This is a genomic window from Shewanella sp. 433 (assembly GCF_059338565.1).
On record NZ_CM181703.1, the window covers coordinates 2,188,426 to 2,206,980 of the forward strand.

The window sequence follows — 18,555 nt, forward strand, 5'->3', positions numbered from 1 at the left end:
CTAAAACTTTATTATATTAAGTGAGTAAATTATGTCTTACGCAATTACCGCACAAGCCCGTACTGAAATAGGGAAAGGTTCGAGCCGCCGCCTACGTCATGCTGGTAAAGTTCCTGCTGTTATCTATGGTGCGGGTAAAGAACCTGTTTCTATTGAATTCGAACACAAAGATATTATCAACATTCAAGCGAATGCTGATTTCTATACTTCAGATATCACTATCGTTTTAGATGGTAAAGAAGTTAAAGTTCGTGTTCAAGCTATGCAACGCCACGCATTTAAGCCTCTTATCGAGCACGTGGATTTCACTTTCGCTTAATGCGGAATTGAAATAGAAAAAGCGCCTTTATGGCGCTTTTTTATTGGCTAAAAATGAATAAGCCATCTACTACTACATATTATCCAGTTCTGATTGCTTGTCTGGACATGTTGCGATGATTTTTGTCTCTCCTTGTTCATTCAACTCTTCCAATGTGACGGCAAATCCCCATAAACGGTGCAGGTGTTTAACGACTTCTTTGCAGCTATCATCTAAGGGGATACGATTGATGGGGATGTATCTTAATATCAACGAACGGTCACCCGTTATCGCTACGTTTTGCACTTGAATATTGGGTTCAATATTGGATAGGTTGTATTGCTGTGACAACATTTGGCGGATGTCTTGATAACCTTGATCGTCATGAATGGCAGAGACATTCAGGTAGTTTTTTTGGTCATTATCAAGAATGCTAAACAACTTAAATTGGCGAATAATATTGGGTGATAGATACTGGCTAATAAAACTTTCATCTTTAAAATTTTCCATGGCAAAGTGCAAGGTATCTAACCAGTTACTCCCCGCTATCTCCGGAAACCAACGTTTGTCCTCTTCAGTGGGAGACTCACAAATACGCCGTATATCAACAAACATATTAAAACCCAATGCATAAGGGTTAATACCGCTGTAATAAGGGCTGTTGTAACTGGGCTGTGCGATAACGTTAGTGTGATTTTTTAAAAACTCTATCATAAAGCGGTCGCTGACTAAGCCATCGTCATAGAGGTGATTCAAAATGGTGTAATGCCAAAAGGTCGCCCAGCCTTCATTCATGACTTGAGTTTGTTTCTGTGGATAAAAATACTGGCTCATTTTTCTGACAATACGCACAATTTCTCGCTGCCATGATTCCAATAGTGGTGCATTTTTTTCAATAAAATAGAGAATATTTTCTTGCGGCTCGGCAGGAAAACTTGTAATTGACTGTGTCTTTTCAGTGATGGGCATTAATGGTAGTGTGCGCCATAAGTCATTTACTTGGCTTTGGAGGTATTCTTCGCGCTCCTGTTGGCGCACTTTCTCCTCTTTTAAAGATATTTCACTGGGCCTTTTATAGCGGTCGACCCCATAGTTCATTAATGCATGGCAAGAGTCGATGATCAGTTCTACTTGTTCGGTGCCATAACGCTCTTCACATTCACGAATATAGTTTTTTGCAAATACTAAGTAATCGATGATCGAGCTGGCATCGGTCCAAGTTTTAAATAAGTAGTTACCTTTAAAGAAACTATTGTGGCCAAAATTGGCGTGGGCCATCACTAAGGCTTGCATGGTGATGGTGTTCTCTTCCATTAGGTAAGCAATACAAGGATCTGAATTGATGACAATTTCGTAGGCCAGTCCCATTTGACCGCGTTTATAGCCCTGTTCAGTTTCGATAAACTTTTTGCCAAAGGACCAGTGAGTGTAGCCGATAGGCATACCGATACCCGCATAGGCGTCCATCATCTGCTCTGCAGTGATCACTTCAATTTGGTTAGGATAGGTATCGAGGCGATAGTGAGCCGCGACTCTCTCTATTTCGGTTAGATAAGATTGCAATAAGTCAAACGTCCAATCTGGACCATCATCTAATCTTTTCGCGTTAGTTAAACCCATAAGGCCCCCTTAAACAGCGTGTTTCTTAAACAGTTCTCTAAATACAGGGTAAATATCTTCTGCTCGTTTAATGTGTTGAACTGCAATATTATCGTGAGTAGCTTGAAGTCCTTCATACTCACGCCATAAGGTTTGATGGGCGCGATTGGTTATCTCGATATAGCTAAAATAGCGCACTACGGGGAGTAATTTTTTTTCTAAAATTTGGCGGCAGGCTGGCGAGTCATCAGCCCAATTATCACCATCTGATGCTTGAGCTGCGTAAATGTTCCATTCATTTTCTGGATAACGTTGTTGTTGAATCTCATGCATTAATTTAAGTGCACTCGATACTATGGTGCCACCAGTTTCTTGTGAATAGAAAAACTCATGTTCGTCGACTTCTTTAGCTTGTGTGTGGTGACGAATATAGACAACTTCGAGGTTTTTATAGGTCCGAGTGAGGAATAGGTAGAGCAAAATATAGAAACGTTTTGCCATATCTTTGGTTGCTTGATCCATCGAACCTGAAACGTCCATCAAACAAAACATCACCGCCTGGCTGGAGGGGACTTCACGTTTAGCATAGTTGTTGTAACGTAAATCGAAGGTATCGATAAATGGTACTCTGGCAATTTTTCCTTCTAACTCGGCTATCTGCTGTTGTAAGTTCATGATCTTTTCAGCTTCAGATCCCGGTGTTTGCTCCAAGTCTTCCAACTCTGCTCGTAGCTCGCTTAACAGGGCCTTTTTCGATGATGCCATGGCAATGCGCCGCGCTAACGAGGAGCGCAATGAACGCACAATATTGATATTGGCGGGTACACCATCATTGGTGAATCCTGCACGATACGTTTGGTATTCAACCAGTTTATTAAGACGATTATTTTGTAAGTTGGGGAGTTCTAGATCTTCAAACAACAACTCTAAATACTCATCTTTAGATATTTGAAAGACAAAGTCATCTTGGCCTTCACCAGTGTCAGATGCATCGCCTTGTCCGCTACCTTGCCCCTGTCCTTTGGGTGGCCGCTCAATTTTATCTCCTCGTGCAAATTGATCATTACCAGGATGTACACGTTCCTTGACGCCGCCGCGACCTTGCTGAAAAGTGGGCTCGCTAATATCTCGAGTCGGAATACCAATTTTTTCGCCTTTGTCGACATCGGTAACACTGCGCCTAGTCACCGCATCACTGACGGCTTTTTTTATTTGTTGTTTATATCGGTTGATAAAGCGTTGGCGATTGACTGTGCTTTTTCCTTTAGCATTCAAACGTCTGTCTATAAAGTTAGCCATGCGCACCTCCAAAAGACTCGTGGGGAGAGTACTCCCCATCTAATATTATCAAGATGATTTACGCACGCGTAGATACCATTCTGATAACAGTCTTACTTGTTTCTTGGTATAGCCTTTCTCCATCATTCGATTGACAAAATCATCATGTTTACGCTGATCGTCGGTCGAGGTTTTGGCATTAAATGAGATAACGGGTAACAGATCTTCAGTATTGGAGAACATTTTCTTTTCAATGACGGTGCGCAGCTTTTCGTAGCTGGTCCATAGTGGGTTTGAACCTTCATTGTTGGCTCTAGCCCGTAATACAAAGTTAACAATCTCATTGCGAAAATCTTTGGGATTACTTATTCCTGCTGGTTTTTCTATCTTTTCAAGCTCCGCATTTAGGGCGGCACGGTCAAATAGTTGGCCAGTTTCGGGATCTCTATACTCCTGATCCTGAATCCAAAAGTCAGCGTAGGTGACATAACGGTCGAAAATGTTTTGGCCATATTCTGAATAGGATTCTAAATAGGCCGTTTGAATTTCCTTACCAATAAACTCAACATACTTGGGGGTTAAGTAGCCTTTTAAAAATTCTAAATATCGTTCGGCTGTGTCATTAGGAAATTGTTCTTGTTCGATTTGTCGCTCGAGCACATAAAAAAGGTGCACTGGGTTAGCGGCAATTTCACTATGATCGAAGTTAAATACCTTGGAGAGAATTTTAAAGGCAAATCGGGTCGACAATCCTTGCATTCCCTCGTCGACACCAGCGTAATCACGATATTCTTGATAGGATTTAGCCTTGGGATCTGTGTCTTTTAAGCTTTCACCATCATAGACTCGCATCTTCGAGTATACCGATGAATTGTCAGGCGTTTTAATACGAGACAACACACTAAATTGGGCCAATAATTCTAAGGTATAAGGGGCACAAGGTGCTTGTGATAATTCAGAGTTGAATAACAGTTTTTTATAGATTTGGATCTCTTCAGACACACGTAAACAGTAGGGGACCTTGACAATATAGACACGGTCTAAAAACGCTTCGTTGGTTTTATTATTTCTAAAGGTGGTCCATTCAGATTCGTTTGAGTGGGCCAAAATGATGCCGTTGAAGGGCAGGGCTGAAAGGCCTTCAGTGCCGTTGTAGTTACCTTCTTGAGTGGCGGTAAGTAGTGGATGTAGTACCTTTATAGGCGCTTTAAACATCTCTACAAACTCCATTAACCCTTGATTGGCACGACACAGTGCTCCCGAATAGGAGTAAGCATCGGCATCATGTTGGGCAAAATGTTCCAGTTGACGAATATCGACTTTACCTACGAGTGAGGAGATATCTTGATTGTTTTCATCGCCAGGCTCTGTTTTGGCAATGGCTAATTGATCTAAGATATTAGGGTAGACTTTTACAACTTTGAATTGAGAAATATCACCACCAAATTCATGCAACCGCTTGACTGCCCAAGGGGACATGATGGTTTTGAGGTAGCGTCCAGGAATCGCATATTCACTCTTGAGAAGTTCAGCATCTTCATCAGGGTTGAATAAACAAAATGGATGGTCATTTACTGGGCTACGAACCCCATTGGCACTGAGTACATAAATAGGAACATGCTGCATAAGTGACTTGAGTTTTTCAGCTAGGGATGATTTACCACCACCGACAGGTCCTAAGAGATAGAGGATCTGCTTTGATTCTTCCAATCCTTGAGCAGAATGTTTCAGATAGGCCACTATCTGTTCTATTGCTTCCTCCATGCCATAAAAATCTTTAAAAGCTGGGTATCTTGAGATTAAACGATTGGAAAAGATTCGGCTTAACACCGAATCTTTTGAGGTGTCGATAACCTCAGGATCACCGATTGCAATCAACAGACGTTCGGCTGCCGATGCATATGCGATGCGGTCTTCTTTGCAAATGGCTAAAAATTCTTGTAGTGAATACTCTTCATCTAACTTTTTTTCATAGCGTTGTTGGTAATGCTCGAATATACCCATTTTCCACCCCCTGAAACAACTATCAATCTGAAGCGGTAACTGAAGTTTTAGTTACCTACTCCTAATGATAGACGGGAAATGTGAGTTGGCTAACAAAAAAGTATAATGAAAACAATAACAAAAATTGCAAATGCAATTGTTGCATATGTGGCGAGTGGCGATTTGACTCAAAAGCCTTAGATTAAAAACAAAAAAGGAGCCATTAAGGCTCCCTTTAATCAGTAGGCGATTTGTTAGCCAGCAAAGTTACTGTTAACAAATTCCCAATTAACAAGTTCCCAGAAATGAGCAAGGTAATCAGGGCGAACATTGCGGTAATCAATATAGTAAGCGTGTTCCCATACATCAACAGTCAGTAGTGGTGTTACACCATCTTCTGTTAATGGGGTGGCAGCATTACTCGTGTTGACGATGGCTAAAGAGCCATCTGCTTTTTTAACTAACCAAGTCCACGCACTACCGAAGTTGTTCACTGCTGAATCAGTAAACTGAGCTTTGAACGCATCGAAAGAACCGAAGGCTGCATCAATTGCAGCGGCGATATCGCCAGTCGCAGCACCACCGCCATTTGGCGACAGGCAGTTCCAATAAAAGGTATGGTTCCAAACTTGAGCCGCATTATTGAAAATACCACCAGTAGAGGTCTTGATGATCTCTTCTAGGCTTTTCTCGGCAAGCTCTGTACCTTCAATCAGGCCGTTTAACTTCACAACATATGTATTGTGATGCTTACCATAATGGTATTCAATCGTTTCTTGGGAAATATGGGGCTCTAATGCGTCTTTTGCATAAGGAAGTGCTGGTAATTCAAAAGCCATGTTTTTTCTCCATTGACAGTCAATTGTCTTTTCTGTTTGCTCACTGTCGCCATTCTACCTGATAAAATTGTGATGTGAATCATTGTTTGGCTGATTTTGTCGATTAATTCAATCGGTAAATTATTCTATTTGATAACCATGATAAAAGTAGGTTTTTGTTCTTCGCCATACTGACGTACAATAGGCAAAATTGTTTAAGTAGCTTTGCTGCAATATTTAGGAAAGAAGATGCAAACAAATGAAACTGTAGAAAAAATTAAACAGCAGATTGCTGAAAACCCAATCATCGTTTATATGAAAGGTTCACCAAAGTTACCAAGCTGTGGATTTTCATCTCAAGTAGCGCAGCTTATGATTAATTGTGGTGCACAATTTGCCTATGTTGATATTTTACAGCATCCAGATATTCGCTCAGAACTGCCGAAGTACGCTAACTGGCCTACATTCCCGCAGTTATGGGTAGAAGGTGAGCTTATCGGTGGCTGTGATATTTTGACTGAAATGTATCAAAAGGGTGAGCTACAAACCTTGATCAATGAAACTGCTGCAAAATATCCAGTACAAGATGCTGATGCTTAGTCATTTGTCATGACAAGTCGAAGTGCCGCGAATTAGGCATGCAGTTAATAAAAAAGCCCTTCAATTGAAGGGCTTTTTTATTAACTTAAGCTTGAGATGAATTATTCGCCGTGCGCTGCTGGCTTAGTTGCCGGAAGTAATAAGTTCATGGTAATGGCAACAATACCACATAGGCTAATTCCTGTTAGGCTGAATGACCCGATACCAAAGGCCATGCCACCGATACCGAACACTAAGGTAACGCCGACGATACACAGGTTTCTTGGCTCACCCATGTCGACCTGATTTTTGATGAGCGAGTTAAGCCCAACCGCCGCAATAGAACCAAACAGTAAACACATGATGCCGCCCATCACAGGAATAGGGATGGTTTGCATCAATGCACCGAGTTTACCCACAAAAGCTAAGGTTATTGCTGTGATGGCTGTCCATGTCATGATGCGTGGATCAAAACTTTTGGTGAGCGTTACCGCTCCAGTGACTTCTGAATATGTCGTATTTGGAGGCCCGCCAAGTGCCGATGCTGCAATGGTGGCAATGCCGTCACCGCTTAGCGTGCGATGTAGGCCTGGCTTTTTCATGTAATCTTTACCGGTCACGTTTGAAATTGCTAAAATATCACCGATATGTTCAACTGCGGGCGCTATGGCTACAGGGATCATAAAGGCGATGGCGTGCCAGTTAAACTCAGGGGCAACAAAGCTTGGAATCGCAAACCAACTGGCGTTATGTACGGGAGTGAAATCAACAATACCCATGGCTAAACTGATGCTATAGCCCACAATGATCCCGGCTAAAATCGGCATCAATTTGGCAACGCCTTTGGCAAATATGGCCACTGCGATGGTAGATAACAATGATGCGATAGAAATTATCAATGCGGAGCTGCCATCAATCAACACCATACTGCCATCACCGCTTTTACCTAAAGCCATGTTGACGGCCACGGGCGCCAACCCTAAGCCAATGACAATAATCACAGGCCCAACGACAACAGGCGGCAATAACCGTTTAATAAACCCGTCACCACGAACTTTAACCACACTCGCTAAAATCAAATAGACACAACCTGCAGCCATGAGCCCGCCCATGGTGGATGGGATCCCCCAAGTTTGTACGCCATATAGGATAGGGGCAATAAACGCGAAAGAGGAGGCGAGGAAAATAGGGATTTGACGCTGGGTGATCAGTTGAAACAACAGAGTACCCATCCCTGCGGTAAATAAGGCAACATTGGTATCAAGGCCAGTCAATAGCGGCATTAATACCAGTGCACCAAAGGCGACAAATAACATTTGCGCACCTTGTAATGGAATTGCTAAACGATTCATTTTTTCTCTCTTTTTTAGGTAAACCGGACAATTCTAACGGTTAACTATTTATTTTGCATTATCTTGATTCACATTCTTTTGTGCTCGATTAAAAAATATAATAAAAATACTTAAGAAGCCTGATACAGGCAGGTCAGGTGACGACAAACTGTGTTACACTGCAGCCATTGTATTTAGTTAAAGTATTGATACAGATGTTTAAGCGTCTTACTTATGGTTTGTTTTCTGCGGTTATTTTATTGGTTGCGCACACCGTTGCCGCTGCTGAAGTGACTGAACTTGATATGAGTATTGTCAAAGTTGCAGATCGAACAACAAAAACGAAAAATGCGGCATTGGCGCAAGCATTACAGAATGTGATACTCAAAAACTCAGGTAGGCAAAGTGCCTTAACTGTGCCAAGTATCGTATCTGCGCTTAACAATCCTACCGCGCTTATCCGTCAATTTGGTTATCAAGAAACCGACGGACAGCAATATTTACGTGCCACTTTCGATCATCAAAAAATCATCCAACTTCTTCGTGATGCTAGGCTGCCAGTATGGGGCACCCAGCGTCCGCTAACGCTTATTTGGTTAAGTTTTCAGCAAGATGGTCAACGCATAATTTTGAATGATTCATCAACCTCTGAGAGTCGAGCGTATATCGATGAGTTAGCCCAGGCTCGTGGGTTACCAGTTTTGTTGCCTATGATGGACCTTGATGATGCCATGAATGTTAACGTAAGTGATGTACGTGGCTTCTTTGTCGATGCTATAGCTCACGCCTCGGCCCGTTACAATACCGATTACTTTGTTACGGCTTCAATTGAGCTAAATGTCGACAATCAATTACATTATTCGATGGTGTTGTATCCAAGAACCTCAAGCGAGGCTTTGTTTAATCCATTGGTGCAAGATACCGGTGTGGTCGCCGATGTGGATAGTGCACTTAATCAGATGTTTTTAACGATAAGCGAATACTACGTTAGTCAGTATGCGGTGGCAGATAGTGGAGTGGCGCTCAGCACTCAGTTAAGCTTTATCGACATCACAGAGCGTAAACAACTGGTTGATATTGAAAACTACCTTAGCCAACTCAGTGCGGTTAAACAAGTAACGTTAACACGATTACAGGGGCGATCAGCTCAGTTTACTTTACAGTTATTTGGTTCTGAAGAGGATCTTAAGCGCCTACTCAGTTTGGAATCGAGAATTAAACCGCAGTCTGTGTTAATGCCTACGCCAATAGGCGGTGTTGATCCGTTAGCACCATCACAGAGTGAGACCATTAACTATATTTGGCTTGGTCATTAATGTAAGCTGGGCTCCATTATGTTTGGAACCCTTCTTTTACCGAACAAATGTTATCGAGATTTAATTAGTGGCATCCCATTCACCATTACAGTTGTCGTTACCCGTTTATCTGCCTGATGATGAAACGTTTAATAGTTATTATCCTGCAGCCGGTAACGATCAATTAATTCAAAGTTTACAAGACTGTGCCGATGGCAGTGCGGATAAAGCCGTTTATCTATGGGGGCCGGTTAAATCGGGTCGTACCCATTTAATGCATGCGACTTGTGCGCGCGCTAATGAACTTAATCGCAACAGTTTCTACTTGCCACTGGGTATCCATGCCAGTATCTCAACTGAATTGCTCGAAGGCCTAGAGCAGGTAGATCTCGTCTGTATTGATGATATCGATGCCATCGCCGGTCACCCTTTATGGGAAGAGAGTCTATTTGATCTGTATAACCGCGTCGCGGAGCAGAGAAATTGTAAATTGGTGGTCAGTGCCAGCGGCTCTGCAGTTGAAAGTGGCTTTGTGTTACCCGATTTAATCTCTAGAATGCAGTGGGGGTTAACTTATCAAGTTCAACCTATGGCCGATGATGAAAAGCTTGCGGCATTACAACGTAGGGCTGCGATGCGAGGTCTTCAGTTACCGGAGGATGTTGGTCGTTTTTTGCTGAATCGCCTAGCCCGTGATTTACGTACCTTATTTGATGTACTTGATAAATTAGATAAAGCGTCACTAGTCCACCAACGTAAATTGACCATCCCCTTCGTCAAAGAGATGCTGAGGCTGTAAGCCATACGCCTACCGTCACTAGGCTCTATATGGTTGTTATATAATGGTTTGTTGGTAACAATGCACTAAAAAAGCCCAAGCTGATGTTTGGGCTTTTTTATGACAACCGCTTACAGGGTTAGCTTATGCCGCTTGATGTTGCTCGGCAGATGCAAGGATCTGGGCTTTTAACTCGGCAGGATCAAAATCATCGACATTAATTGATTTCATCCGGCCAATTTCAGCACGTTCCAGTAAAGCAACCTCATCGTCACAGAGAATACCTAAGGCTTTTCCTTCGGCGGCTAGCTTATCTAACCACATGAAAGGATGACGCTTACCCGATGCCTTACAAATTTTATCGTGTAGCGGCTCACAAGCTAGGATATCTTTAAAGGTCTGCTCTTGAATACCGACAGCATTGAACTCAGATGGCGTCCAAAATTGACCTTTACCTAAACGATCACGACTGGCACAAGGTGTTTGCATGATCTTCGCCACTTTATGGTCCAGCACATCACTTGGACGCTTAAGTGGGCGGCCAAATGGGAATATGATGGCACGTAATACTGCGCCTAATCCCATAGGGAAGTTGTCTAACAGATCGTCAAGCGAGTCTTGTAGCTTATACAATGAATCTTCAACGGCCCATTGCACTAGGACTAAATCTTCGCTCTGGCGACCTTCATCTTGATAACGCTTTAGTGTTGCCGAGGCTAAATAAAGCTGACTCAACAAATCACCTAGGCGAGCTGAAATACGCTCTTTACGCTTAAGGCCACCGCCTAATGTCGCCATGGCTAAGTCAGACAATAAAGCTAGGTTTGCACTGAAGCGGTTCATCTGTTGGTAGTAACGTTTGGTTTTATCGTTATACGGACTGTTCGAGAAACGGCTTGAGGTTAGGCCCAACCAGAAGCTTCGAACCAAGTTGCTGATAGTAAAGCCAATATGGCCAAATAGCGCAGAATCAAAATCGTTAAGTGCTTTATTAGCATCTGGATCAAATGCCGATTCCATTTCAGCCAACACATAAGGATGGCAACGAATAGCTCCTTGACCATAGATGATCATCGAGCGAGTTAAGATATTTGCCCCTTCAACCGTAATGGCGATAGGTGCGGCTTGATAGCCGCGACCTAGGTAGTTACCTTCACCTAAACACACGCCTTTACCACCGTGGATATCCATGGCATCGATAACACATTTTTGCATTCTGTCGGTCAAGTGGTACTTAACGATAGCCGAAATCACCGAAGGTTTTTCACCTAAGTCGATAGCGGTTGTGGTTAAGGTTGTTACCGCGTCCATTAAGTAAGCATTACCGCCGATGCGAGCCATTGGCTCTTCAATACCTTCAAGTTTACCAATAGGTAGCTTAAATTGACGACGAATACGTGCATAAGCCCCCGTCGCTACCGCCGCGGTTTTCACACCACCAGCCGAGTTCGACGGCAGGGTGATCCCACGGCCAACTGACAAACATTCCACCAGCATACGCCAACCTTGTCCTGCCATTTCTGGCCCGCCGATAATAAAGCTTAAGGGGACGAACACCTCGTTGCCTCGGGTTGGACCGTTTTGGAACATGCAGTTGAGTGGGAAATGTCGACGTCCTGTTTCAACTCCTGGCACATCGGTAGGGATCAGGGCGCAGGTGATACCTAAATTTTCTTTATTGCCGAGTAATTTATCGGGATCTTGCAGCTTAAAGGCAAGACCTAACACTGTCGCAACTGGGGCAAGGGTAATATAACGCTTGTTCCAAGTGAGCTTCATACCGAGTACTTCTTCGCCTTGCCATTGGCCTTTACAGACCACGCCAAAATCAGGAATTGCGCCAGCATCACTGCCCGCTTCTGGGCTAGTTAATGCAAAGCAGGGCACTTCTAACCCTTTTGCTAAGCGAGGTAAATAGTGGTTTTGCTGCTCGGCAGTACCGTAGTGTTGTAATAATTCCCCCGGGCCTAGTGAGTTAGGCACGCCAACAGTAGAAGCCAGTTCGCTGGATACGCCAGCCAGCTTTTGCAATACGCGTGATTGTGCATAGGCTGAGTATTCGAGACCGCCGTACTTTTTCTTGATGATCATGGCAAAAAAACCGTGATCTTTTAAGTATTGCCAGATCTCAGCTGGAAGGTCTGCTAATTGATGAGACACTTGATGTTGATTAAGCATCTTACAGACTTCTTCAACGGGACCATCAAGAAAGGCTTGCTCTTCTGCGGTTAGGCGGGCAATAGGGTAGTTGTGTAATTTTTTCCAATTAGGCTTACCGGCAAATAGGTCGGCTTCCCACCAGGTGGTACCGGCTTCGATGGCTTCTTTCTCTGTTGAAGACATTTCAGGCATGATGCCTTTGTACATCTTAAGCAGTGGGCGCGTAATAACGTTTTTTCGAAAAGCACTGATATTAAGAGGAAGTACAATCGCAAAAAAGACTAGCCAAGCCAGCATGGCGATAGCATCTGTAGCGGTACCAACCACCATGATGATGGCGGCAATGATGCTTGAGGTGAGCAGAGAAACTCTTAGGTAGGCTAATGCGCCTAACGTAAAGAGCATCACGAAAATCCAAAGTAAGGTTGTCACGGTTATTCTCCTTCAATTGCGACTGTTAACTGCACTAATGTCAGCTCTTTTTATATGACTGTTATCACAATTATAGATTGTGGTCAGACCTGTGTCGCATAAAATCTAACCCTCTCGTGACATTTATACAAGCAATTTTCAAACAATTGTTTAATTTTTTTGTTGATCTTAGCATTCCACAAACAGAGTCAACTAGTTAGAATGATTTTAATGACTTGTTTGAGAGTGAAGGTGCCATTTTTATGTGTGAGTTACTGGCCATGAGTGCTAACGTGCCAACGGATATTGTTTTTAGTTTTACTGGCTTAGCCGAACGTGGTGGGGTGACGGGGCCGCATGTCGATGGGTGGGGAATAACCTTCTATGAGGGTAAAGGCAGTCGCACGTTTAAAGATGCTAAACCCAGTAGCCAGTCCCACGTGGCTAAATTAATCAAGTCGTACCCGATTAAGAGTGAGGTGGTGATAAGCCATATTCGACAAGCCAATCGCGGTTGTGTGGCGTTAGAAAACACTCATCCGTTTACGCGTGAACTCTGGGGACGATACTGGACCTACGCCCATAACGGTCAATTGAGTGATTATCAAGCCAAGTTCAACGTGGCTCGTTATCAGCCGGTAGGGGATACCGATAGTGAGCTCGCCTTTTGCTGGATCTTAGAAAAAATCGTTGCACGTTTTGGTAATACGCCCCCAAAGAATAGGTTAGATGTGTATAGTTATGTCGCCACGTTAGCCGATGAAATTCGCCAACTTGGGGTGTTTAATATGATCTTAAGTGATGGTGAACATTTAATGAGTTATTGTACTAACAACTTATGTCATATCACTAGGCGTGCGCCATTTGGTAAAGCTAAGTTAATTGATACCGATGTGGTGATCGATTTTAATCAGGAAACTACAGCTAATGATATCGTCACCGTGATAGCCACGCGTCCATTAACTGATAATGAACAATGGCAAATTTTACAACCAGGAGATTGGAAAGTGTTTGGCCGCGGTGAAATTGTTCTTGGTAGTTGAGCGTTGCAATTTTTTCAATAAGTGTTGTGGGCAATGAGTCCCTCCACTTCGGCCATTGGTGGCGTTATTCGCCGCCAACGCCTAATAGATTAGGGAGTGGCCGCCTGCTGCTCATCATGCGCGACTGGTTGATGATAAAATTGATAACTAAGTAATTTGATATCCAATTGCTTACTGCCCTTTTCAAAGTGGGTCAGTCTAACCGGTAGATAACCGAGTTGGGGGGCCATCCAAAAAAAGGTTTGTCTTTTACTGCTATCTCTAATGACCTCTATTTTCACCGTATCGTATTGGCCGCTCTCGATAACCATCCGCTCTTTGCCAATCACCTTAAAATCATACTCATCAATTTCGCCACTTTTTAGCATGGCGTAATGTAAGTTAGACACTCCGGCCATCATATCGAGCCTAAATTGTAACTGTACCATGAGGGGATCAAAGAGATTGCTATTGTAAGTAAATTTAGCCCGCTCCTCTTTATATCGACTATGGACGATGTTCTGGTCGATAACATAGGCCGATTGTTCTTGATAATGCGGGCCTGTGCCACTGCGGTCATGGGTATAACGCATAGGCACTAATCGCTCACCGTCTAAGGTAAAGGTGCTTTGCACTGTTCGCTTATCTGACAGCATAAGCAGGCTTACATCGCTGTCGAAACGGTACTGATATAAATTATTGTGTGGTGGTGGCAGTTGATAACGTGCCTTGCCGAGTTCAATACTGCCATAATTGACTTGATATTCAGCATCATGGGGGGTGAGCGGATATTGATCCGCAAGCCCATTAAAGCTTAATACCAGTAGGCTAGCGATGATGATAGGCTTCATGATTAACAAGAATATCTCCAGTATTAAGATAGCGTTAAAAAGGTAATTCAAGTATTAAGGTTGGCAGATCTGGCTGCCACTGGTATTTCGACAGCATTATCTTGCCGCGGTTCACTTCAACTTGCTCGCTTCTTAATCGTTGTACCTGCGCTATAAAGGCTGGCGTGTGTTCGGGGAAGGCAATTCTCCCTTGGCTATTAATCACTCTATGCCATGGGAGGTTAAGCTCTGCCGGTGCCAGTTTTAGTGCTCGAGAAACATACCTAGCTCTACCGGGTAATCCAGCTAAATCGGCGACTTTGCCGTAAGAGCTTATCCTACCTTCGGGAATTAAGCTGACAATGTGCCAAATACGAGCCATGGGGGGAAGGGATAACATAAGCAAGCCATATCTCCGGATGTGAACAATGTATCTGCTAATATGACACAACAAGTTATCCTAGCCTTCTTACTTGACGGCAATAGGTCAGTATGGCGTATAACAAATCAGCTAACTATGGGTATAGCCTAGTGTTTCGACTAGATCAATTCAATATACAACCAACAGCAATAAGGGGGTTAGAGTCTTGCCCAGTAAAAAAACACCAGCCAACGTTGCCTTTAGTGTCAGTTCGGTCATAATGGCGCCAAATTTTATGATTAAAATAAGCTAACATTATGCCAGTATTGGATATTCTGACTATTCCAGATGAGCGCTTAAAGCGTAAGGCCCAGCCCGTTGAAGATACCGCCACGGTGCAGTCATTTATTGATGATTTACTCGAAACCATGTATCACACCGATGATGGTATTGGCTTAGCTGCCACACAAGTCGGTAGCTTAGATGCTATTATCGTTATTGATTTGTCTGATAATAAAGATGAACCATTAGTGCTCATTAACCCTGAGTTTATTGAACGCAGTGGCGAGTTTGTTGGTGAAGAGGGCTGCTTATCGGTACCGGGTTACCGTGCTAAGGTGACTCGTTATGAGAAAGTAAAAGTTAAAGCTCTTGACCGTCAAGGCCAGAGTATTGAAATTGAAACCGATGATTTTCTCGCTATCGTTTTACAACATGAGATGGATCATCTTGATGGCAAAATTTTTATTGAGCATCTATCAACACTCAAACAGCAAATAGCCTTAAAGAAAGCCAGTAAATACCGTTAATCGAGAACGGGTCGTCAACTTAGTGTTCATCGGGGCATAGGGGGGAATGTCACCCCGATAAAAAACCGCTACAGGCTATGGTGTGCTCTGATGTTCGATAAACAGAAAAAGTGATCAGCTATTCGCATACGATAGTCGATGGATATAAACTCTTTGTGATGTTGATAAATAGATGAACATAGTGCTACTCACTCATGAGCGAGAATTGACGCGTCCAACCAATACCGGTCAGTTGGCGTTGGCACATTTCCCTCAGTATTGTACGCAGCTGGTTTGGTCTCGGGTTAACCCCGATAAGAGTCTGCAACAAGCCTGTCAAACGGGCCAAGCCTTACTGTTGTTTCCTGCTACCGATAAGCCTGCCACCTCGAATATTGACTCATCTCCTGCCTTAATTGGAGCCGATGACACAGTACTTGGTGACGCAAAAACAGTGACACAAAAGTCGATCATCATTTTGGATGCGACGTGGCAAGAAGCGCGCAAAATGGTGCGCCAAAGCCCCTATTTACAACAGGCAAATCGTCTGGAATTACAAGCGACACAAGATTCAACATATCAGTTACGACGCAATCAAGTCGAAGGCGGATTATGTACGCTCGAATGTGTGCAATTACTGTTTAGCCAAGCGGGTTTATCAGCCCAAGCGGCGCAGCTTAACGCCGCATTTGCTGAGTTTAATCGTCGTGGGTTGTCAGTTGTCCCAATAGATTAACGTTAGATAACAGTGAGGTAGACACACAGAAAGTGACTCACTGCACCGGCCAACACAAATAAATGCCAGATAGCGTGGTTATAAGGGATGCGCTTAACGACGTAAAACACCACACCACCACTGTAAAATAAGCCACCCGCGAGCAATAAGCTAAAACCTAGAGGCGTCATGGCGGCAATCAAATCGTCTAACACCACCATGCATAACCAACCCATCACTAAGTAAAGCAGTACACTAAACACTTTAAAACGATGAATAAAGATGGTTTTAAATAACACTCCACCTAAGGCAATTCCCCAGATAGCAATGAGCATAAACAGTGCCTGCTCCCCGCCCAGTTCAATCAGCAGCAGTGGTGTATAGGTTCCGGCAATCAGCAGATAAATAGCACAATGATCGGCAATCTTCAGCTTATGTTTAAGCTCAGGATCCTTAACGCTATGATAGAGTGTTGAGCAGAGGAATAACAGTATAATGCTCGCGCAGTAGATGGTTACACCTGTAAGCTGTATCGGTGTGAGATGCCCCCAGCCTTTATTGAGCGATAGGATTAATGCCACTATGCCAGCCACAATGCCTAGGCCGTGGCTAATGGTATTTGCCCGTTCCTCCTGTGGGGAATATGGCAATTTAGCTAATGAACTATCAGCAGTTATAGTTAATTCTTGGCTTGTCATAGATTTTAGCGTCATCTGGTTAAATCTCATCCATCGCAGTGTAACAGCTCATGCTCACAAATATCAATAAGCTTACACGTGTTCGCTAACTTGTGTCGCGGTTTGAATGGTAGTTGTGTTCTATTGTGTGGCATTATGACGATTATATATAGTGTAAAGTTACCTTGGAAGAGCGGTATATTGCGGTAGATATGAAGACTAGATAGGGCTCACATTAGGGCTTGCAATACTGATTATGGCTGTACTTTTTATACCATTTGACTAATAATCCAAGGTTATTTTTATAGTTAGGCTGGAGACACAATTATAATGCAGATCCCATCGAGTTTTGCCTCTGGATTGTCGGGGTTACAGAGTGCTCAATCTGGCTTGACCCAAGCAACGGTGGATGTGGCTAAACCATCTGCTCTTAACGCAAACGCGATAGCAACAGACACCTATCCCCCTGTTGAACAAACGGACCATACTGCCTTGGTATCGGCGCTGGAGTCACTTCATCAAGCACAGGCGACCACAGAGGTGATCGCGGTATCATCTGAAACACTAGGAACCGTTATCGATATTAAGGTATAACCTTGTCAATAACCCAATTATAATGCTTCTAGTTTAATAGTTTTAATCTAAAGCGTCTAAGGGTGATGAGCAATGTAAACCGGGCTATCTCATCGACAGTCGTGGAGATCAAATCCGCTTCTCATCAACTGCGCGTTTGGTGCTGGGCCAATATCAACCTTTCTAACAGTTGTGATGCAGGGCCTTGATTATCTCGATTAGGAATGACCAAGCTCAATGCCGCTTGTCTATGACTACTGCCTTGCAGCGCTAGGCGGCAAAGCTGCCCCTTATCTAATAACCCTTGCACCAGATGAGCTGGGATCCAGCAAAAACCGATACCCTTTTGTAAAATAACCAAGGCTTCATGGAAGTTGGTCACTGTCCAGCGCTGTTCGGCTTTAAGCCAGCCTGAATCGGCACGAGCGATTTGAGCCGTGTCTTTAATCACAATTTGTAAATGTTCGGCTAAAACTTGGTCATATAGAGGCTCATCGCGGTGCGCCAATGGATGATTTGGATGACAGACCAATAAAAAGTCGATATGGCACAGTGGTTCGGCGACAAACCCTTTGGGCGGTGAGCCTGCAATGGCAATATCGACCTGCTCAGATTCCACTAACTCAGTGGTACCATTGATCACCGAATCGAGAATGGTAATGCGGGTACCGCGCCCTTGGGCTTCAAATTGGCTTAGGGCGTCGATGAGTGTCTCCATCGGATAGATGATCTCGCGAGCAATGATCAATGAAGGTTCCCAGCCTTTTTCTAATTTATTGGCCAACATCTCCAACTCGGTGACAGAACGGGTTATATGGCGAGAGCGCCTGAGTAGCACTTCACCTGTTTCGGTAAGGTAGGCCTTACGGCCCTTAACTTCGAGTAGGGCGACGCCAAGCTGCAATTGTAATTTTGCGACCGCATGATTTAACGATGACTGACTTTTATTCAGTTGTTTAGCCGCTTGCGCATAGCCGCCATAATCGACTACTGCCTGCAGGATCCGCCACTGTTCTAAAGTTGATTTTGCTTGGCTCATGAATATTCAATCTCGTTACT

18 protein-coding genes are annotated in these 18,555 nt (G+C 43.6%); 8 read left to right on the plus strand and 10 right to left on the minus strand.

Features of this window, described 5'->3' with window-relative positions:
* The first annotated feature begins 31 nt into the window (after window positions 1–31).
* Window positions 32–319, plus strand: a complete 288-nt coding sequence (rplY, locus tag AC5YB1_RS09625; protein ID WP_110458937.1) for a 50S ribosomal protein L25 — start codon at window positions 32–34, stop codon at window positions 317–319.
* Window positions 320–391: 72 nt separating this feature from the next.
* Here rplY and AC5YB1_RS09630 read toward each other — a convergent pair whose 3' ends face one another.
* The 4 genes from AC5YB1_RS09630 to sodB form a co-directional block, all read right to left on the minus strand.
* Window positions 392–1,918, minus strand: a complete 1,527-nt coding sequence (locus AC5YB1_RS09630) for a SpoVR family protein (RefSeq protein ID WP_494518986.1) — start codon at window positions 1,916–1,918, stop codon at window positions 392–394.
* A gap of 9 nt (window positions 1,919–1,927) precedes the next feature.
* Window positions 1,928–3,196 carry a YeaH/YhbH family protein gene (locus AC5YB1_RS09635; protein ID WP_494518987.1) on the minus strand — a complete coding sequence of 423 codons (1,269 nt, stop codon included), beginning with the start codon at window positions 3,194–3,196 and terminating at the stop codon, window positions 1,928–1,930.
* A gap of 48 nt (window positions 3,197–3,244) precedes the next feature.
* Window positions 3,245–5,179 carry a PrkA family serine protein kinase gene (locus tag AC5YB1_RS09640; protein WP_494518988.1) on the minus strand — a complete coding sequence of 645 codons (1,935 nt, stop codon included), beginning with the start codon at window positions 5,177–5,179 and terminating at the stop codon, window positions 3,245–3,247.
* Window positions 5,180–5,412: 233 nt separating this feature from the next.
* Window positions 5,413–5,997 (minus strand): superoxide dismutase [Fe], encoded by a 585-nt coding sequence (gene sodB, locus AC5YB1_RS09645; RefSeq protein WP_494518989.1) that lies wholly within the window; start codon window positions 5,995–5,997, stop codon window positions 5,413–5,415.
* A gap of 228 nt (window positions 5,998–6,225) precedes the next feature.
* Here sodB and AC5YB1_RS09650 point away from each other — a divergent pair, with 228 nt between their 5' ends.
* Window positions 6,226–6,576, plus strand: a complete 351-nt coding sequence (locus tag AC5YB1_RS09650) for a Grx4 family monothiol glutaredoxin (protein WP_494518990.1) — start codon at window positions 6,226–6,228, stop codon at window positions 6,574–6,576.
* A gap of 101 nt (window positions 6,577–6,677) precedes the next feature.
* Here AC5YB1_RS09650 and AC5YB1_RS09655 read toward each other — a convergent pair whose 3' ends face one another.
* A complete protein-coding gene (locus AC5YB1_RS09655; RefSeq protein WP_494518991.1) occupies window positions 6,678–7,907 on the minus strand; it encodes a uracil-xanthine permease family protein in 1,230 nt (409 codons plus the stop codon).
* A 194-nt stretch (window positions 7,908–8,101) separates the two neighbouring features.
* Between AC5YB1_RS09655 and AC5YB1_RS09660 the strand changes: the two genes are divergently transcribed.
* A complete protein-coding gene (locus AC5YB1_RS09660; RefSeq protein WP_494518992.1) occupies window positions 8,102–9,202 on the plus strand; it encodes a DUF2066 domain-containing protein in 1,101 nt (366 codons plus the stop codon).
* A 67-nt stretch (window positions 9,203–9,269) separates the two neighbouring features.
* Entirely contained in the window at window positions 9,270–9,980 is a 711-nt protein-coding gene (hda, locus tag AC5YB1_RS09665) for a DnaA inactivator Hda (RefSeq protein WP_494518993.1), read from the plus strand.
* A gap of 123 nt (window positions 9,981–10,103) precedes the next feature.
* Here hda and fadE read toward each other — a convergent pair whose 3' ends face one another.
* Complete coding sequence (gene fadE, locus AC5YB1_RS09670) at window positions 10,104–12,551, minus strand: acyl-CoA dehydrogenase FadE (protein WP_494518994.1); 2,448 nt, start codon at window positions 12,549–12,551, stop codon at window positions 10,104–10,106.
* Between the two features lie 242 nt (window positions 12,552–12,793).
* Here fadE and AC5YB1_RS09675 point away from each other — a divergent pair, with 242 nt between their 5' ends.
* Window positions 12,794–13,573, plus strand: coding sequence for a class II glutamine amidotransferase (locus AC5YB1_RS09675; protein WP_494518995.1), 780 nt, complete (start codon window positions 12,794–12,796; stop codon window positions 13,571–13,573).
* An 89-nt stretch (window positions 13,574–13,662) separates the two neighbouring features.
* Here the strand turns inward: AC5YB1_RS09675 and AC5YB1_RS09680 are convergent, their stop codons facing one another.
* Both AC5YB1_RS09680 and AC5YB1_RS09685 read right to left on the minus strand, forming a co-directional pair.
* Complete coding sequence (locus tag AC5YB1_RS09680; RefSeq protein ID WP_494521618.1) at window positions 13,663–14,403, minus strand: DUF3108 domain-containing protein; 741 nt, start codon at window positions 14,401–14,403, stop codon at window positions 13,663–13,665.
* Window positions 14,404–14,437: 34 nt separating this feature from the next.
* Window positions 14,438–14,782 carry an MGMT family protein gene (locus tag AC5YB1_RS09685; RefSeq protein ID WP_494518996.1) on the minus strand — a complete coding sequence of 115 codons (345 nt, stop codon included), beginning with the start codon at window positions 14,780–14,782 and terminating at the stop codon, window positions 14,438–14,440.
* Window positions 14,783–15,060: 278 nt separating this feature from the next.
* Between AC5YB1_RS09685 and def the strand changes: the two genes are divergently transcribed.
* Both def and AC5YB1_RS09695 read left to right on the plus strand, forming a co-directional pair.
* Window positions 15,061–15,552: a peptide deformylase gene (gene def, locus AC5YB1_RS09690; RefSeq protein ID WP_494518997.1), complete on the plus strand. Its 492-nt coding sequence runs from the start codon at window positions 15,061–15,063 to the stop codon at window positions 15,550–15,552.
* Between the two features lie 172 nt (window positions 15,553–15,724).
* A complete protein-coding gene (locus tag AC5YB1_RS09695; protein ID WP_494518998.1) occupies window positions 15,725–16,267 on the plus strand; it encodes a DTW domain-containing protein in 543 nt (180 codons plus the stop codon).
* 2 nt (window positions 16,268–16,269) lie between these two features.
* Here AC5YB1_RS09695 and trhA read toward each other — a convergent pair whose 3' ends face one another.
* Window positions 16,270–16,944, minus strand: a complete 675-nt coding sequence (gene trhA / locus AC5YB1_RS09700; RefSeq protein WP_494521619.1) for a PAQR family membrane homeostasis protein TrhA — start codon at window positions 16,942–16,944, stop codon at window positions 16,270–16,272.
* Between the two features lie 309 nt (window positions 16,945–17,253).
* Between trhA and AC5YB1_RS09705 the strand changes: the two genes are divergently transcribed.
* The gene (locus AC5YB1_RS09705) at window positions 17,254–17,517 is read left to right on the plus strand and encodes a chemotaxis protein (protein ID WP_494518999.1); all 264 of its coding nucleotides are present in this window, start codon (window positions 17,254–17,256) and stop codon (window positions 17,515–17,517) included.
* Between the two features lie 124 nt (window positions 17,518–17,641).
* Here AC5YB1_RS09705 and AC5YB1_RS09710 read toward each other — a convergent pair whose 3' ends face one another.
* Window positions 17,642–18,535, minus strand: a complete 894-nt coding sequence (locus AC5YB1_RS09710) for a LysR family transcriptional regulator (protein ID WP_494519000.1) — start codon at window positions 18,533–18,535, stop codon at window positions 17,642–17,644.
* Window positions 18,536–18,555 lie beyond the last annotated feature (20 nt).